General features: G+C 37.4%; 14 protein-coding genes. 2 read left to right on the forward strand and 12 right to left on the reverse strand.

The features are described 5' to 3' along the window. Window position 1: 1 nt before the first annotated feature. The 5 genes from MHH70_RS10035 to MHH70_RS10055 all read right to left on the reverse strand — a co-directional run bounded on the left by MHH70_RS10035 (window position 2) and on the right by MHH70_RS10055 (window position 8861). Window positions 2–1039, reverse strand: coding sequence for a TRAP transporter substrate-binding protein (locus MHH70_RS10035; protein ID WP_342471422.1), 1038 nt, complete (start codon window positions 1037–1039; stop codon window positions 2–4). A gap of 18 nt (window positions 1040–1057) precedes the next feature. Next, window positions 1058–2470 (reverse strand): aldehyde dehydrogenase family protein, encoded by a 1413-nt coding sequence (locus MHH70_RS10040; protein ID WP_342471423.1) that lies wholly within the window; start codon window positions 2468–2470, stop codon window positions 1058–1060. 4 nt (window positions 2471–2474) lie between these two features. Next, window positions 2475–3140, reverse strand: coding sequence for a GntR family transcriptional regulator (locus tag MHH70_RS10045; protein WP_066170514.1), 666 nt, complete (start codon window positions 3138–3140; stop codon window positions 2475–2477). 350 nt (window positions 3141–3490) lie between these two features. Further along, entirely contained in the window at window positions 3491–4273 is a 783-nt protein-coding gene (locus tag MHH70_RS10050) for a hypothetical protein (RefSeq protein WP_342471424.1), read from the reverse strand. A 190-nt stretch (window positions 4274–4463) separates the two neighbouring features. Further along, complete coding sequence (locus MHH70_RS10055; RefSeq protein ID WP_342471425.1) at window positions 4464–8861, reverse strand: S-layer homology domain-containing protein; 4398 nt, start codon at window positions 8859–8861, stop codon at window positions 4464–4466. A gap of 572 nt (window positions 8862–9433) precedes the next feature. Between MHH70_RS10055 and MHH70_RS10060 the strand changes: the two genes are divergently transcribed. After that, window positions 9434–10363, forward strand: a complete 930-nt coding sequence (locus tag MHH70_RS10060) for a CAP-associated domain-containing protein (protein WP_066170520.1) — start codon at window positions 9434–9436, stop codon at window positions 10361–10363. A 106-nt stretch (window positions 10364–10469) separates the two neighbouring features. Here the strand turns inward: MHH70_RS10060 and MHH70_RS10065 are convergent, their stop codons facing one another. The 3 genes from MHH70_RS10065 to MHH70_RS10075 are packed head-to-tail and all read right to left on the reverse strand — an operon-like array spanning window position 10470 to window position 13043. Continuing rightward, window positions 10470–11675, reverse strand: a complete 1206-nt coding sequence (locus MHH70_RS10065; protein ID WP_342471426.1) for an acetyl-CoA C-acyltransferase — start codon at window positions 11673–11675, stop codon at window positions 10470–10472. A 44-nt stretch (window positions 11676–11719) separates the two neighbouring features. Then, window positions 11720–12358: a 3-oxoacid CoA-transferase subunit B gene (locus tag MHH70_RS10070; protein WP_066170526.1), complete on the reverse strand. Its 639-nt coding sequence runs from the start codon at window positions 12356–12358 to the stop codon at window positions 11720–11722. 1 nt (window position 12359) lies between these two features. Next, the gene (locus tag MHH70_RS10075; protein WP_107941829.1) at window positions 12360–13043 is read right to left on the reverse strand and encodes a CoA transferase subunit A; all 684 of its coding nucleotides are present in this window, start codon (window positions 13041–13043) and stop codon (window positions 12360–12362) included. Window positions 13044–13133: 90 nt separating this feature from the next. On the opposite strand from MHH70_RS10075, the gene MHH70_RS10080 reads away from it, so the two are divergent. After that, complete coding sequence (locus MHH70_RS10080; RefSeq protein WP_066170532.1) at window positions 13134–13925, forward strand: IclR family transcriptional regulator C-terminal domain-containing protein; 792 nt, start codon at window positions 13134–13136, stop codon at window positions 13923–13925. A gap of 195 nt (window positions 13926–14120) precedes the next feature. Here the strand turns inward: MHH70_RS10080 and MHH70_RS10085 are convergent, their stop codons facing one another. From MHH70_RS10085 to MHH70_RS10100, 4 genes are all read right to left on the reverse strand, one after another. Further along, entirely contained in the window at window positions 14121–15395 is a 1275-nt protein-coding gene (locus tag MHH70_RS10085) for a TRAP transporter large permease (RefSeq protein ID WP_066170535.1), read from the reverse strand. After that, a complete protein-coding gene (locus tag MHH70_RS10090; protein ID WP_066170538.1) occupies window positions 15396–15890 on the reverse strand; it encodes a TRAP transporter small permease in 495 nt (164 codons plus the stop codon). Between the two features lie 121 nt (window positions 15891–16011). Continuing rightward, complete coding sequence (dctP, locus tag MHH70_RS10095) at window positions 16012–17019, reverse strand: TRAP transporter substrate-binding protein DctP (protein WP_107941828.1); 1008 nt, start codon at window positions 17017–17019, stop codon at window positions 16012–16014. A 291-nt stretch (window positions 17020–17310) separates the two neighbouring features. Further along, window positions 17311–18369 carry a tartrate dehydrogenase gene (locus MHH70_RS10100; protein WP_342471427.1) on the reverse strand — a complete coding sequence of 353 codons (1059 nt, stop codon included), beginning with the start codon at window positions 18367–18369 and terminating at the stop codon, window positions 17311–17313. Between the last annotated feature and the right edge of the window lies 1 nt (window position 18370).

Here is an 18370-nt window from a genome sequence, read left to right on the forward strand (position 1 = left end):
TTTATTGAATGCTTTGCACTTCATCCTTCAATTGTTGAATGCGCTCAGCGCCATAAATCGAAGTGTAATTGTCCCATTGCTCAAGTCCAAACTCTTGGAAAGCCTTGATTTGATCCGCTGTTAATTCAGTGACCTCCACACCCGCTTCCTCAAGCATTTTCACATATTCTTGTGAAGCTTTACGGTTGTTTTCGATTTGCCATTGCTGAACTTCTTGACCTACCTTTTCAAAAATTGCTTTTTGCTCATCTGTTAAGCTGTCAAATTTACTTGAATTAATAACGATAGAGCCTGAAGCATACACGTGATTCAATAAAGTATAGTATTGGTTTACTTCTTGGAATTTGCTATCTCCTGTTAATAACAAACCATTATCCTGACCGTCAACAGTCCCTTGTTGCAACGCTAAATACAATTCGTTAAAGGGCATAACTAACGCTTGTACACCCGCTTCTTCAAAAAATCCTTTAATTGCCTTTGAACCAGGTACACGTAATTTTAAACTTTTCAAATCCTCTACTTTTTCAATTCGATGAACAGAATTCGAAACACCACGGAACTCATTTTCGAAAAATCCTAAAGTCGTCATATTATGTTTCGCTAAAGTTTCCTTCATTAATGTCGGTATGATACCGTCACCATAATACAGCTTGTCTGCTTCTTCATTACTCGTTACGATGTAAGGTAAATAATGAAAATCTAATAACTGGTCTAATCCAGAAAGAGAGCCTTGATTAATAAATGACATATCAAGAGTTCCTCGCGAAATATCCTGTGCCATTACTTCATCTCCTCCAAGCTGAGAAGCGGGAAATACTTTAATTTCAATGGCGCCATTTGTTTCTTCTTTAATCTTTTCCGCAAACATTTTAGCAGCTTGGTCCTTCACGCTATCCACTGGGAAAATATGCCCCAATCTCAATTGAGTTGTATCCCCACTGCTTGCACTTTTTCCACTATCTCCAGAATTCCCACATGCCCCTAAAATCAACATACTAACAACAAATAAAAGTGAAATAAATTTCCATTTTTTCAACATTACATTATCCCCTTTTCATTAATAATCTAAAACGATTAATTTTTCTTCTGACATTTCTTGTATTGCGTATGCCGGTCCCTCTTTCCCAACACCGCTATTTTTTACTCCCCCATACGGCATTAAATCCTCTCTATATGTAGAGACATTGTTAATTATCACTCCTCCAAATTGTAACTTTTTCGTGGAATACATAATATTCCGAATATTGGATGTGAACACCCCTACTTGTAAACCCATAGTTGTGTTATTTGCGCGTTCAATTGCTTCACTGAATGAAGCATATTTTTGAATGGAAATCACTGGTCCAAACACCTCTTCGCAGACAACTTTCATCGTATCGTCGACATCAATTAAAAGTGTTGGCTCAACAAAATTCCCTCTGCGACTTCCACCAATTGCAACTTTTGCTCCTTGGGTTTTGGCTTCATCAATCCAACTTTCTATTCGCATCGCTTCTCTTTCACTAATGACTGGACCTATATCCGCATCTGCATTTTCAGCTGAACAAAGCTGTAATTGCTGAACTTGTTGGACTGCCAATTCCACAAAGCGCTCATAAATATTTTCATGTACATAAATTCTTTGGACTGAAATACATGCTTGACCTGCATTTGAGAAACCTCTTGTCACACATAAATTCACAGCCTTCTCGATATCCGCAACATCCTCATGCACAATATTTGGAGAATTATTACCTAATTCAAGCGTTACTTTGCGAATGCCAGATTTACTTTTAATATACTGACCTACTTTTGGGCTTCCTGTAAACGTATACATTCCAACGTTTGGGTTTTCCAGTAAATAGTCACCAACGATTGAACCGCGACCATTCACCAAATTAAGGAACCCATCTGGTAAACCTGCCTCCTTAAATATCTCAGCCAATTTGCAGGCAATGATTGGTGTTACTTCGGCTGGCTTCAACACAACTGCATTACCAGCAGCAAGTGCAGGCCCTATTTTATGAACAGTCAAATTAAAAGGAAAATTAAATGGCGTAATCGCTACGATAACCCCGACTGGAACTCTAACCGTAAAAGCCATTTTCGAATGTTCATTAGGAAGTGCTACACCATGCCCCGCTAGTTTTTTGGCTTCCTCCCCAGAAGCAATTAATGTTTGAATACCACGTTCAATCTCCATAAGTGCATCTTTTTTAGACTTCCCAGCTTCAATAACTAATATATTGGCTAATTCACTTTTTCGTTGCTCAATAATTTTCGAAGCATTCATAATGATTTCATAGCGTTCGGTTGCTGTAAGCTCCACTCTTTCAATTGTTTTCTTCGCCACCTCAATTGCTTTAGCAACTGTTTCCCCGTTTGCCTCATGAATCATTGCATAATTTTCATTTGTGTATTTATTTATGACTGGAATCACTTCACCCGATAATATCCATTGCCCATTAATAAAATGCCCATATGTTTGCATATCATCACTCCCCTTCCTTTTGTAAAAGCCTCAAATATCCTTGTGAAATATGCTTTTTTATATGAGTAGTAGCCATTTCGACATCCCTATTTCTTAAACTTTCAATTAGCCAATCATGCTCAGTCGTCGCTTCATCTTGGTCAACTGCTCCTCTTTGATAATAAAATCTCGCAATATGCAGATGGCAGTATAACCTTTCGTAGCTCTCGATTAAATATGAATTTTCAGAGGCGTACATAATTTCAAGATGAAATTGATTGTCATAATTATTAAATGCCAAAATATTAGTATAGTTATTAGTTAAATCAATAGACTTAGCAGCCGCATTCAATGTTTCTAATTTATCAATAAAGCCTAAATTATTATTTCTTATTACGATTTTTAATGCTTCTAATTCAAGCATTAGCCTAAACTCCGCCATTTTTTTCATCGATACTTCATCGATGATATTACTTACTTGATAGCCTTTATTCGGTACTAGCAAAACCAATTTAGAATCCTGCAATCTTGAAAGCGCTTCCCTAATAGGGATTGTACTAACATTCATTTCTTTAGCCATTTGGCTTAAGTTTAACTTTTGTCCCGGCTTTAGCTCCCAGCTAAAAATTTGCTCTTTAATTAAGTTGTAAATTTGTTCCGATGTTTCACCATGCTCTTTCTCAAATGCCACTTTACCACCCCTAAATAATATATTATTTTATATTTTTATTTATAATAATATACAATTCATTGTTTTACAAGTACGAATTTTCTGTTTTTTACTTAATTTCTTCTCTTTTAGGCTCTAATTCGTATATTATCTCATTCTAAATAATATATTATTTATTTTTTAACAGCTTTTATCCTATAACGAATTAACTCATCATCATTTACTCTTTCTCCGATAAATCTTTGACACTAACCCTAGATTTTAATTTAACTACTTAGGTGCTTAGCATCCATAAAAAAAGCATTCATCTCTTTCCTGTATAAGGAGAGATGAATGCTCATAAAAAACTAACTATATAATTTTAGAGTATCTTATATTTCTGGGTCTAGCCCTATTGCATCCGTTAACGTTTTGTATTTTTTGCTTGTATCGCTTGGGTCTACTGCCCACACGATATTACCATAACGGTCCACAGTGAAAATAAAGAAGTTATTACCTACTGTAAATACAGGGTTAGATAATCCAGGACGGCTAATAGCTCTTATATTTAGCGTAAATTGTCTGTCTTCTGGAGAATCTTCTGGTAAAAAATCACTTCCATATACAAGAATAGGACCACTAGATGTGCTTTGATTATTTACTAAATTAATTACCATTTGTGGATCGATTGTTGTAGCACTATTTGTAACAGCATAATAATAGCGTTGTTTGTATGCCGGCTCCGCTTCAATATATACAATCGTTCTCATTGTTTTTGATGCTTCTACACCCGGTAGACCGATATTAGCTCCTGTTACCGCTGCACCCATAATTGTATTTTCAATAACTCCCGGATATATATACTGACCAAAGTCTTCAAGGTCAAACGCATTTTGCCCCGCATAGTCATACGCAGCAGGCATATCTTTCATCTTAATTGTAATCGTCTTGTCCATCGTACCGCTTGCAGTTGGTTTAATAACAAGTTTACTTGCCTGTGTTGAATTTGTCCCTACTGTGTAGCTATCAAATTCATATTCGGACGTAATTGGATTTCCCGCCTCATTTGTTATATCTAAAATCGTAGATAAGTCAAATGTGCCCGAAGCTGGGATAGACGAGCGGTTCAAGTCTGCTTTTAGAACGCCTGAAGTACCTGTAGGCTTTTGACGCATAATCGCTTCGCTAAATGTAATCGTGAATGCTGCGTACTTTTTATATCTTGATTTTTTTGGCTAGCTAAATACTTAGTATAGAAACTACTATATTATAAGATATTTAATAAATACAAAGGGCACCTACAGTAACGAATTCACATTCGTACTGGAGGTGCTTAAATTTTTTATTCGCTTTAATCAAAAATTTTTAAGGTCCTACTATAATGATATCATAATCTAAGCCGTTTTTAGTAGCTTGAACAATATTTCCATATTTGTCCACAGTTAAGAAGTATACTTTTTGACCTTGCATAAATACTGAGGTATTTCCAGTTGCACTATTAGATTTTGCTGTAACCGTTCTTTCAAAAGATATTCCTGACAAATCATCTGGAGAAATTAAACCTTTGCCATATTGGATAATCCCCTGTTTTGCACTAATACCTGTATCAGCAGATTTAATAATATCTTCTGCAGTAATTGATACTGGAGAATTTGCGGCAACGACAGCATAGTAGAACCATTGTTCATAATTGATGTCTGTGCCAATTTCCGCACTTATCTTCATATGAGGAGAAGTTTTTACATCTACACCACCAAGATTACCACCACTTGGCGGTACTAGATACGCTTCTACTATTGTATTATTAACATTTGTCGCATATTTATATTCTGCTTTAGATTTCTCAGTAACAAATGATAATTTCCCTAGGTCTGTAATTTCCTTCAGATTTGTTTCATTCATATCGATTACAATATCTGCAGTTACTGGTGCTGATAGAGTAAATAATAATTTTCTACTCTCGTTTGTCTTAACATTCGTTAAATCTTGCCAATCGATTTGTGCAACTGTTGCACCAGTAATTCTTTGAATTTCAGTTCTTAACTGTGCTAGTGCCGCATCTTGAGCTGCTTGGTTTAAAGGCTTTTTATCATCACTTGATAACCCTATTGCTTCAGAAAATGTTATCTCAAATGTCTGATTTTCTACAAAGCCTACAGTTGGAGTACCAGCAACTATTGTTAAAGGCGTTTTATCGTAATCTGCTTTTGTTAGTTTGCGTATTATAGGGTTTATTTTCGGCTTTGTTCCATCTGAATAAAATTCCTTCCACATAACTGAACCATTTGGTTGGTTTAAGTCCCATGTTGGGTTGGCATCATTCATACTATAAACAGTGAAGTTGCCATGTCGATCTCTTACTCCCATATAAAGAACGTATTCTTGATGTGGCGTCAAGTTCTTGATTATGATACTATTATCACCATTTGCCATTTGCTCATTGCCTACGCCGCCTATTGCTCTAAATGCTGCTTCACGCTCAGCACTTGTGCGATTTGAGCTTGTTGTGCCATCAATTGGCTTTAAGTTGCCACTTGTATCATAGATAAGTGGATTTAGCTTCATCGTACCTGCTAGCTCGTCGTCTACGACCCATTTTTCAATTGCTTTGTAATAAACAGTCCCCGCCTCTAAAGAGTGGAAAGTAAGAGTTGCCTCTCGGTCACGGCGACTAGCAGCTACCTCGTCTCCACCTATAGGTGTTACTTTAATACTATTTGGGTCTACTAATGGTGGTTTAGTATCAGCAATAATTTCTTTACGCTCTATTTTTGATAGCTTTCCTGAGCGGTCTCGCAGCACCATGAATATATCGTATGTTGTGAATGGGTCAAGCTCTAAAGTCGTTAAGTCTAAATAGAACTTTTGCGTCCCTACCTCTGTCGTAACGGGTTCTTTTAAATTACCGATATAAATTTTACCGCTATCAGTTGTCGTCGTATCAAACTTACCTGATTGTCTGTCGCCAAACTCATTGTAGAAATCCTGTTCATTGATATCTAGCTGATCTAAGTCTGTTGTATTTGGCATAATTAAGTAGTATGTTAATCCCGCTTTATTAGCAGTGAATTCAACTTCTGCTAACTCACTACCAGCATTTTTTGTAATATTAATTTTTGTAATTTCTGGTGGCACCGTATCTGTATGCGTATATGTTGCATAGTTTCGAGGTGGCACATCCGAGTTAGTTGGTAACGTTCTTATATTTTCAAATTCTAAGCCTGCTAAATCTTTGACTCCAGGTAATACTGTCACCTTTAACGTATCTCCATTAACAAAACCTGTTTGCGAAGGGATTGTTAATAGTACACGTGGTCTATTCCCATTTTCTTGATATTCAACAGCAGCTGGCTTAATTGTCTGCTGCCCATCAATATTGATGATGACAGAGCCTGATAAATCATAGTTTTCAATATTATTAGCTGTTTCAGGGTCTAATCGTTCGCTAAAATATAAATAAAATTGATTATCATTATAGCGTATTAATTCTGGTGGACTCGCCACATACGGATGCACATTATCAATATCTGATGTCGTCACAGTTGTGCTTTCAACACGCTCTGAAACATTGCCCGACCTATCCTTCATGACTACATAGATTTGATAGTCTGTGTTAGCTTCTAAGCCGCTTATAATATGCTCGACTCTATCTCTAGAATTCGCCTGACCACTACCTGAAGGACTTGTTAAAATGTCTTCCACTGTTGGCGCTTCTGCTGATGTTGAACGGCGAATAATGTAGTAGTACTCCCCTGGCTCAGATGGCGTGAAGAAGAATTTCGCTCGTTGTCCTCCATGCATCGGCTCTGCCCCTAAACCATTCACGCGCGGCGGCGTACCATCTGTAGTTGAAAATGCTTTCTCCGCCTTTTCAGACACATTCTCAGAATTATCTACAACAACTAAATATAAAACATAATCTGTTTCTTCCTCTAAATCATTGATTGTGAATGTAACAGGACGGTCTGCAGTTGCTGTGCCTCGTTGCTCGGCATTTTCACGTAAAATATCACGAATTGTTGGTGGACGCTCAGACTCCTTACGCACTGCCCAGTAATACGTGCCATTCTCATTCGATGTGAATGTTGCAGTAGCGGATGAACCCTCACCAATAACATCTAAATCTACAATGATCGGACGTGTTTCATCAGGGATATCCTTATCCTCATCCTCACGGTCAACTGGCTTGCCGTCTGGGTCAGTAATATTGCCAATTTTGTCATTATCATTTTCAAAGTCATCGAAAATTTGGTTTGGCTTTTTGTCCTTTGGTAAAATAACACGGTCAATATAAACATGCTCACCTAAATCAATCCAGCCAGAGCTATTATCGACATAGAGGAAGTCAATAAAGCTGTCCGTATTGAAATAGACGCTCTTATAGTTATTTTTATAAACCGTTTCAATATTGTGCACACCATAAAGTACTAAATTGCGCTCTGTTTCGATATACATTGTTGTCATATCCGCATAAATTTCTGCCTGCTCAACATCGCGTGCAATCGTGACACGGCTCAATGTATCGTCCGCTGATACAAATGTATAATTGCGTTCGATAAATAAATTCGATACATATGTATCCTCGAAGTCTACATAGCCCTCTACCTTACCCATACGTGCTGAGTAGCGCGTATTTGGCTTAGCATTTTTATCTGGCACAGGCTTTAACACTTCATTGTCTTTCGGGTTTAAATATTCGCTATCATCTGGCACATTCGGCTGTGACCAATCAATAAAGCCAACACCTGAAATGCTTGCAATATTTAAGCCTTGAATGCGCTCTGTATAGTTAGCTAAAGACTTGCGTGGTGTTTCAGCAATTGTTGTGCGACCGTATAGCTGCATATTTTTCACACGCAAATACGTGCCGTTAATTATTAATTCTCCATTAAAGTTAGCACCACCGCCATCTAATGCTACTAGGCGGTTTGCTGTACCAGAAGCATTTAGCGTTAGCTGGCGAATGCCCGTTAATGTTTTGCCGCTAAATGTCCCTTCAATAACAGCACCTTTTAAAGCAGCCGCATTGCCCTCATTAATAAACGATTTCAGCGAAGAACCAATTGTATATTGCACGCCGTTAATATAAATAATATCACCGCGTATATCCCCAACATTATAAGATGGGTCCCCTTTATCCGCCTGCTCCGCACGCCAAATAAATGTCGCTAACTGCGCTCTTGTTACTGTGCCAAATGGCTCAAAGGTAGTTGCTGTCGTTCCCTTTGCAATGTCTAAATTATATAATGTTTGAATAAACGCCGCATTGGCATTTTGGCTGGATACATCGGTAAAATTGTGATTAATTTTCGTTGCCACTTCAAGCTGGAAGCCAAGCGTTAACGCTTTAGCAATTTGACCGCGGGTAATTAATTCATTTGGCTTAAATGTTTTATCATTGAAGCCGTCAATAATTCCCTCATTGGCGATTGCCGCAATATATGAATAATACGGATGTGATTGTGATACATCTGTAAAGCCAGGATTTTTTTGCCTTGCCACGTTTAAGCCCATCGCTAAAGCGAGGATTTTTGCTGCTTCGCCACGCGTTACCGCCTCACTCGGTCTAAATGTGCCGTCACTATAACCACTTACAACGCCACGATTCACTAAATCTAGTACTGGTTTATAATAATCCGCATTGGGATTTAAGTCTTTAAATACATATGCATTTGCTACAGGTGGCAGCGCAACAAGAATACCGCTTGAAGCTAAAACTGTCGCTACAGCCGCCTTACTTAATTTTTTATAATTATTTTTCATAAGCTCCTCCTTCAATTCATTTCTCAACTGCGGGACTGGTGCTATCTAAAAAATGATATGTCATCCACCAAATAGCCCTCTCCATAAAAATGAAGTATATATTACTATTATCGGCTATAAAGGGAGTACATTCATAGAAGAAAATAAAAAAGTACAGTATGATTTATGTATTGCCAAGTACAGCCCAGCAATTCGAATTGTCAGATTATTTATAGTAAAATTAACTCAATAATAAAGGACTTAATACCCATCACTCTTTTTACTTTATAATCCATATATTTCAATTATAAATCTTTTTATTCATTGCATGTATTATTAACGCCTATTTTCACACCTTTTCCACTATAGTCCCGAAAAACAATTCATAGTAGTATTATTATTAAATAATGTGCTTATTATATTATGTAATTGTGTTATCTTGATTGTTACTAACCTACTTTTTTATATCAAGATTGCCCCTGTCCCTAAAATTTTTTAAACAAGGAATTACAAAATACACTTTCATTTTAAATTAGCATATTTAATGAAGTTTTTCTCATTTGTAAGTTATTTAAAGAAAGGGGTTACTAATTATGTTTAAAAAATGGTTAGCTGCATTTGTCGTTGCTTGCTCCATCTTTACTATATCATCTACCTTTACTCACGTAGATGCAAACACAACTTCTACACAGGTTACCACTTCAAAAACAAAGGCAACAGCTACTCAACAAAAGCCTTATAAAAAGTTTTTCTCAGAGTATGATATGATGTGGGAATTAGAGAAAAAGGATTATAAGAACTTTTATTTAGTGGGTCGTAAAAACGATGAGGTAATTGGTGGCTATGACACACGTAAAGGACAATCCTTATTCGGTATCAAAATTGGGGATTCAAGCAGCACTGTTACAAAAAAATATGGTAAACCAGTGGATAGCATCGTTAAAGGTAACACAGCATACAAGCAAAATTATGTGGATGGCAATGGTAAAACAACATCTGGCACGTATTTAATTGATGGCAAATATGTGACGTTTTTCTATGATATTCATGCTAAAAATACGATACGCTCTGTTTTATGGATAACAGAGAAAGCGGAACTGTCAAAGCAAGGCTTCTTTAGCCCATCGTCAAATGATTTACGCAATAGCTTCGAAGAATTATCGTTTCATTTAATGAATCAAGCACGTGTAGCAAATGGCGTTCCAGCCTTAACATATGAATCTCAATATAATTTTATCGGTCGTCAGCATAGCCGAGATATGATTTACTACAATTACTTCGACCATGTAAGCAAGGATGGTAAGCAGCCTTGGGACCGTATGCAAGCAGGGGGCATCAAATTTACTGCGAGCGGTGAAAACTTGGCTTACGGACAATACAGTGCTATTCATGCACATGAAGCATTAATGAATTCATTAGGTCACCGAGAAAATATTTTACAAGCAAAATTTGCCCATTCCTTCGTCGGTGTGCAATTCTCTAACAAAAACATTCCGTACTTCACAATCGGATTTTACAAGTAATTTAGAAGGCTTCCCAAAACAGTGCATTGCCTGCTTATGGGAAGCCTTCGTTGATGTTTCATCAAAGGTTTTCAATTGTTAAATTCAATAGGTACAGTGTTTATTTTCACTCCAAATTCTCAACAGCTAATGATATTCCTTGTCCCACGCCTATACACATAGAAGCTAAGCCTCGCTTAACATTTCTTCTCTTCATTTCGTAAATAAGTGTTGTTAAAATTCGTGCTCCGCTTGCCCCCAATGGGTGACCAAGTGCAATTGCTCCCCCATTGACATTCACCTTAGATTCATCAATTTTTAGCATATCAATGCACGCAATTGCTTGGGAGGCAAACGCCTCATTTAGCTCGATTAAATCAAAATCAGCAATTGTTAAATCGCATTTTTCCAACAATTTACGTGTTGAATATATTGGTCCGAGTCCCATAATTGATGGCTCCAAGCCTGCTGTTGCTGTGAAAGTATATTTTACTAACGGCTTTAGCCCCAAGCTTTCTGCTTTTTCTTTACTCATTAATATTAATGCTGCCGCTCCGTCATTTACGCCCGAGGCATTGCCAGCAGTTACTGTTCCATTGTCAAATATCGGCTTCAATGCGGCTAGCTTTTCCAGTGTTACATTCGGACGGATATGCTCATCTCGAACAAATTGCGTGATATTCCCTTTTTTATCCTTCACTTCTACAGCTACAATCTCATCCTTAAACTTATCGAGTTCCATCGCAGTAGCTGCTTTTTTCTGGCTATTATAGGAAAATAAATCTTGGCGCTCACGTGAAATATTAAATCGCTGCGCTACATTTTCAGCTGTCTTCGGCATTACTTCTGTACCATACATTTTATCGAGTACTGGGTTAATAAAGCGCCAACCAATCGTTGTATCGTAGACAGTCATATCACCTCTCGGGAAATCATTTTCCGGCTTCGCCATCACAAAAGGGGCCCTTGTCATGCTTTCAACCCCACCTGTAATGACAATATCCGCCTCACCAGCAAGTATTGACCTAGCACCGTGAGCTACGGCATCTAAGCCTGAGCCACATAGGCGATTAACGGTCGTTGCGCTAATTTCTTTTGGCAATCCAGCAAGTAAAGTAGCCATGCGTGCAACATTCCGATTATCCTCACCAGCCCCATTTGCATTACCAAAAATAATATCATCAATATCATCAAAAGGGACTGTAGGATTTCTATCAATTAATGCACGAATAACACATGCCGCCAAGTCATCAGGGCGAATTTCCTTTAATCCTCCTCTATACTTTCCAATCGGTGTACGCACAGCGTCAATAATATACACTTCTTTTCCCATTGGTATGCTCCTCTCTTCTCGCCACTGTCAAAGGTTTGACTGAATTACAATAAGTTTGGTGAAATAATGTAATTTGCTTCTGTTCTTTGCTGCACTTCCTCTAATGTCGCTGTCCCGACTAAATCTACCAATTCATATATAGTATCTCTCCACTTGAAAACTGCTAAATCTGTTACAATTGTGTCTACGATTCTTTTAGATGTTATTGGATACGTACATTTTTTCACAAATTTTGCATCACCATTTGCAGAAGTATGTGTAGTCGTTGCAATAATCGTTTTTGCACCTTCTAATAAATCCATTGCTCCCCCTACACCTAAAATATCCTTCCCGGGAATCGCCCAATTAGCCATTACCCCCGTCTCATCAATTTGCAAGGCACCTAATACAGCAATATCAACATGACCACCGCGTATCATAGCAAAGGAATCTGCGCTACTAAAATAAGCTGCTCCAGCCGCTTCCCCAACAGGTATTTTTCCAGCATTGACAATTTCAAGGTCTATTTGTTGATTGTTCACTTTCGTTACACCAAGTAATCCATTTTCTGTATGCAACACATAATCTCTCTCATCAATTATATCTGCGATAAGTGTAGGTATTCCAATCCCTAAATTAATAACTGAATGTTTAGGTAATTCAAGAGCTGCTCTTTGTGCAATTAGTTGTTTAACATCCTTCATACTATTTCTCCTCCAGATCATAAATCGTGATTTCACTCTTTACGAGAGCATCAATATAAAGGTGCGGTGTAATAATCTCATCCGGTTGGATGTCTCCAATTTCAACAATTTCATCTACTTCAGCAATGACAAACTTTGCTGCTGTAGCCATATTTGGATTAAAGTTGCGAGCCGTTTTGTAGTAAAGTAAATTTCCAGCTCGATCTGCTTTCCAAGCTCGTATTATTGCTATATCTGCTTGTAAGGATTTTTGAAATAAATATTCTTTCCCATCTATTATTTCTATTTTTTTATTCTCTGCTATTTTTGTCCCTACACCTGTTTTAGTATAAAAACCGCCTAGTCCTGCGCCACCTGCTCGAATTGCTTCAACAAAAGTTCCTTGTGGTAAAAGCTCGACCTCTAGCTTTTTTTCATTATATAGCCTTACAACATCACGATTGCTCGTAAAATAGGAGCCTATCGCTTTTTTTATTTTGCCTTGCTGCAATAATTTCCCTAAGCCTTTTCCACTTTCACCAATATTGTTACTTAAAATCGTTAGCTCTGTTACATCCCTTTCGATAAGTGCTTGTATTAAAGTTAGGGGGCTCCCAACTAATCCAAATCCACCGACCATTACTGACATCCCTGTCTGTACATATTGCATCGCTTCTTGCGGACTTAGTATTTCTACCTCTTTCATTTGTCAAAACCACCTTTTGTACGAATATCGTATAGATTTACTCATTGCGTACATGATATAATAACTCTATATAATCATAGGGGGTATATTATGTCAATCAAAAAAGATACGATTAAAGAAAGTGACTTTGTCAAATCACTGGAAAAGGGTTTACTCGTTATTAGTGCATTTACAAAAGAGTGTCCGGCTTTGACAATGAGTGAGGCAGCTAAATTAACAGGGTTATCCCGCCCCGCCACTCGCAGAATTTTATTGACATTGACACATCTCGGATACTTATATCAAAGTGATAAAAATGTCTTCTCGTTAACACCTAAAATACTGTCGTTAGGTCATGCTTATTTCGCATCTAATTCCATCTGGTCGGGCGTGACACCTCATTTAGAGGAGCTATCAAATATCGTGCAGGAATCAACCTCTATTTCAGTTTTAGATGGTCAAGAGATTGTCTATGTTGCCAGAGTAGCTACTCAAAGAATTATGAGTATTACATTAAATGTCGGTTCTAGATTGCCAGCATATGCTACGTCTATGGGACAAACATTACTTGCATATATGGAGCCAGAAAAATTTGTTCAGTATGCTGAAAACATTGAGTTTAAAAAATTTACAGCTAACACGCCGTCTTCTCTCAGCGAACTAACAGCAAAATGTGAGCTTATTCGAGAACGAGGCTACAATATCGCACAGCAGGAGCTAGAAAATGATTTAACATCGATTGCAGCTCCTCTATTTAATAGAAACAATACAGTTGTAGCTGCCATCAATATTTCGATGCATAGCTCGAAGTTCCTCGATATAAATAAAATTGAGGCACATTATATTCAACCACTTTTGAAAATCGCAGCGGAAATCTCAACAATGATAGAGCATCATCAATAAATTTATCACTTACGCCTCAACGATAAAGAATGTGAGAAGCAAAGAAAGAGGTACTTCCATCTGTGGGCTTTTGAACACTAACGATGCTAATTTGGAAAAAATCAGCTTTTTGAAATAGGGAAAGCGTCCAAAATGTTGGCTAACTGCACGACTTTTTGGACGCCCCGATTCTTGCTACTATAATTAACTACGCTTCTATTTAATTAAAGATGGTAGCCATGTAGATAAAGCTGGCACGAACGTAATTATTAACACGTCAACGATTAAAATAAGTATTAACGGTATTGCAAATCTTGCAATTCTCATAATGCTGACATTGGTCAGTTTTGCAACAACGAATAAATCTATGCCGACTGGTGGCGTCACTAATCCGATTGCTAAGTTACATACCATAATCATACCGAAGTGAACTGGATCAATTCCTAAATTTAAAGCTGTCCCTAATAGTAGCGGTACTAGAATTAGAATCGCTGCACCACCTTCTAAAAACATACCTGCAATAAATAAAATAACGTTTACCATGAGAAGGAATACATATTTGTTCGTTACAAATGCTGAAATTGACTCATAAATCATATCAGGCACACTATTAATGCCGATAAAGAAGCCAAATACACCCGCGACCCCAATTACCAACATAATTACTGAGCTATTCACAGCACTTTCTTTAAACACTTCACCTAATTTAGCAATTGATAAATCACGGTAAATAAACATACCGACGAAGATAGAGTATACAACTGCTACTACCGAGGCTTCAGTTGGTGTAAATACACCTGAATAAATACCTCCTAATACAATCAAAGGCATTAAAATTGCCAATATAGCTTCTTTAAATGCTTTGAAAACTTGAGGGAAGTCTTTCTTTTCCTCACCAACATAACCATTCTTTTTAGCAATAATTAAAGCGCTTACTAATAAAGAAAATGTGATTAATAGACCCGGCAAAATACCTGCAATGAACAAGTCACCGATAGATACTTCTGCAGCAACACCGTATAAAATCATCGCAATACTCGGAGGTATGATGATACCAAGAGCACCTGCTACAGCTTGGTTTGCCGCAGCATATTCAATTTTATAACCTTTGGCAATCATTGCGGGAATTAAAATAGAACCAATAGCAGCAGTAGTAGCAGCACCTGACCCTGAAATTGCAGCAAAGAACATCGATGTTACAATTGCTACCATTGCCAGTCCGCCTGTGAAATGCCCCACCAAGGATGTAGCAAAATTCACAAGTCGTTTAGACATACTTCCAGCCCCCATAATGTTCCCCGCTAAAATAAAGAATGGAATCGCCATTAAAGGAAAAGAATTTAAAGATACAAAAATCCTTTGTGGTATTATTTCTAATGGTAAGGTGTCATGCATTAAAACTCCAATGACTGTTGATAGACCGAGGGAGAATGCAATGGGTACACTTAAAAACATAAAAACAAAGAGTGATACGAAAAAAGCTATTAACATTTACTTCTCTCCCTTCCCTATAAACTGCTCAATTGTGCATGCAACAGAATTAATCAACATTAGTACGCCGCCCAAAGGCAATGATAGATAGATTACTTGCATAGAAACTCCTAATGAAGGGGCTTTTTGATTACTAAAACTTTCTGCCATCGCATAGCCATATTTTATTAGAATAATAAAGAAAATAATTGAAAGAAGCTGAATAATGACAACTAAAATTTTCTTTGCTGTTCCAGTCAATCTTTCAAAGAGCAGCTCAACAGAAATCAGCTCATTTCCTCTAAGCGCTATCGATGCACCAATAAAAATCATAAATATCATTAAAAATCTCGATAATTCTTCCGACCAAGCTAAAGATGACCCCACAACAAATCGAGAAAACACTTGCCAAAAGATAATAGCAGTCATTACTGCTAACATGACCATTAATACGTAGCCCATTGCTTTATTAATGATATCTACGATACGTATATACCCTCGCAGTATAGATTTCAATATGTTTCACCTCTCGTAATAGAGCTTGCTCTTTAATTCTTTATTTGAAAAATACAGCACTTTGTACTCTCACATTCGTTACAAAGTGCTGTATCCACAATAAGAATGCAACTAGCAATACTTAATAAGTTGTATTTTGGATTTTTTCAATTAATGCTTCCCCTAGCTTAGGAGCCCATTTTTCATAGACAGGTCCCACAGTTGCTTTAAATGATTCCTTGTCTGGTTCTGTAATTTGATTACCTTGCTCTAATAGGAATGCACGCGCCTCATCAATTTTATCTTGGTTAGCTTGACGTCCGAATTCAGCGGCTATTTTACCAGCCTCTACTACTGCTTCTTGCTGTTCTGATGTTAAGCCATTAAATGTTTTTGTACTAATAGAAATCGTTGCAGCACTGAAGCGATCCCCTAGCTCAGCAACATAATCTTGCACCTCAAAAATCTTTGAAGATTTTACTGTTGCTAAGGAGTTCGAATGTCCATCAATAACCCCTTGCTGTAAGCCTGTGAATACTTCTGTCCAAGCCATTGGTGTTGGCTCTGCGCCAAATGCCTTCCAAGTATCAATTTGAATTTCATTTTCCTGAACGCGAATTTTCATTTTCTTAACATCTTCAACAGTATTAATCGCATTGTTAGATGTTGTCGAAACGAAGCCATTTTCCAACCAGCCTAATGTTTTAACGTTTGCCTCTGCCTCAAACTTTTCACTTAACTCTTGTCCAATTTCACCATCTAGTACACTATATACATGCTCGCGGTTGTCAAAAAGAAACGGTAAATCTAGTACGTTAAATTCTTTTACCCAGTTTCCTACAGGACCTACTGATTGGATTGCCATATCAGCTGAACCCATTCCCATTAACTCAAATACTTCACGCTCTCCACCTAAAGAATTATTTGCATGAATCTTTACTGTCACTTGATTATCTGTTAATTTCTCAACTTCTTCTTTAAATTTTTGTGCAGTTAAACCAAATTTCGCATCTTCTGGTTCTGGAATACTTAAATCAAGTACAACCTGCTTTCCTGAATCTCCTGTACTGTTGGCACCTTTATCAGAGCCACAGGCAGCTAGAATAACCATTAATAGAGCCGACATCATAACCATTGCTATTTTCTTCATACGATAACCCCTTTATCTACTGTTTTTTTACATCGATTGAATACATTTCTAACTTTTTGCTTCAATATAAATATAGTTGCTCCAAACACTTTAGTACGTATATCGTACAACTTATTTTATATCGTACAATCATTATTTCTAATATTCTTTCTTTTGTCAATATTTTTTCTTGTATTAATTACGCCTCGGTCAACTCTCGTCCAGATTTTTCAAGCTTTTTGGTGGAAGTTAACCTAAAACCGCTACGCCCTGTGACATATGCCGCAGACTTCTATTGAAAGAAGCTAAAAATTAAGATTCCCCTAAGTAAGCAATTAGAGCATCTGTTACCTCTTTTGTTGTGGCAGAGCCCTTTAAATCCTTCGTTTTAATATTTGACTTCAATGTATATTCGATAGCTGATAGGAGTTTTTCACCTAGCTCCTCGTAGCCAAGAAAATCTAACATCAATTTACCTGTCCAAATTTGCCCTAATGGGTTGGCTACACCTAAACCAGCGATATCAGGTGCAGAACCATGCACAGGCTCAAACATGGATGGATACTCCCTTTCAACATTCAAGTTTGCGGCAGGGGCAATACCGATGCTCCCCATAATTGCTCCACCAATATCAGTTAAAATATCACCAAATAAATTCGAAGCTACAACAACGTCATACTCTGATGGCTTCATAATCATATAGGCAGCCATTGCATCGATATGTGCGCTACTATGTTGTAAATCATCATACTTCGCTACTACATCATGAAAAACATCATCCCAAAATGGCATGCTATGCGATAAACCATTTGATTTTGTAACACTCGTTATTTTCTGTGAGCGCTTTGTCGCTAATTCACAAGCATAAGTAATCGCTCGCTCCGTGCCTTTACGTGTAAATACTGCATTTTGAATGGCAATTTCATCGCTTCCTGAATGCATGCGACCACCGCTATCTGAATATTCACCCTCAGAATTTTCACGAACAACTACAATATCAAAATTTCCTGGGTTTTTTAGTGGCGATTCTAAGCCCTCTAATAATTTTGCTGGACGAATATTAATTTGCTGCTTCAAGCCTCTTCGAATTTTAATTAACAAGCCCCATAATGAAATATGGTCTGGCACTAATTCTGGTAAGCCTACAGCTCCTAAGAAAATTTGATCATATTTTTTTAATATTTCTAATCCATTTTCAGGCATCATCTCGCCGTGCTTTAAGTAATAATCACATCCCCAAGGAAAAATATCCCATTCAAATTTGAAACTACCATCTTGCGCAGCTAATGTATCTAATACACGCATCGCTTCTGGTACAACCTCTTTTCCTATACCATCACCGGGTATTGTTGCAATTCGGTAAACCTTCATT

It is taken from the genome of Metasolibacillus sp. FSL H7-0170 (assembly GCF_038593115.1).
Lineage (GTDB): Bacteria > Bacillota > Bacilli > Bacillales_A > Planococcaceae > Metasolibacillus > Metasolibacillus fluoroglycofenilyticus.

Bases quoted from the DNA above. Each gene is read 5' to 3' on its own strand.
- MHH70_RS10035 (WP_342471422.1), bottom strand. From the start codon at position 1,039: ATGTTGAAAAAATGGAAATTTATTTCACTTTTATTTGTTGTTAGTATG.
- MHH70_RS10040 (WP_342471423.1), bottom strand. From the start codon at position 2,470: ATGCAAACATATGGGCATTTTATTAATGGGCAATGGATATTATCGGGT.
- MHH70_RS10050 (WP_342471424.1), bottom strand. From the start codon at position 4,273: ATGCGTCAAAAGCCTACAGGTACTTCAGGCGTTCTAAAAGCAGACTTG.
- MHH70_RS10055 (WP_342471425.1), bottom strand. From the start codon at position 8,861: ATGAAAAATAATTATAAAAAATTAAGTAAGGCGGCTGTAGCGACAGTT.
- MHH70_RS10060 (WP_066170520.1), top strand. From the start codon at position 9,434: ATGTTTAAAAAATGGTTAGCTGCATTTGTCGTTGCTTGCTCCATCTTT.
- MHH70_RS10065 (WP_342471426.1), bottom strand. From the start codon at position 11,675: ATGGGAAAAGAAGTGTATATTATTGACGCTGTGCGTACACCGATTGGA.
- MHH70_RS10070 (WP_066170526.1), bottom strand. From the start codon at position 12,358: ATGAAGGATGTTAAACAACTAATTGCACAAAGAGCAGCTCTTGAATTA.
- MHH70_RS10075 (WP_107941829.1), bottom strand. From the start codon at position 13,043: ATGAAAGAGGTAGAAATACTAAGTCCGCAAGAAGCGATGCAATATGTA.
- MHH70_RS10080 (WP_066170532.1), top strand. From the start codon at position 13,134: ATGTCAATCAAAAAAGATACGATTAAAGAAAGTGACTTTGTCAAATCA.
- MHH70_RS10085 (WP_066170535.1), bottom strand. From the start codon at position 15,395: ATGTTAATAGCTTTTTTCGTATCACTCTTTGTTTTTATGTTTTTAAGT.
- dctP (WP_107941828.1), bottom strand. From the start codon at position 17,019: ATGAAGAAAATAGCAATGGTTATGATGTCGGCTCTATTAATGGTTATT.
- MHH70_RS10100 (WP_342471427.1), bottom strand. From the start codon at position 18,369: ATGAAGGTTTACCGAATTGCAACAATACCCGGTGATGGTATAGGAAAA.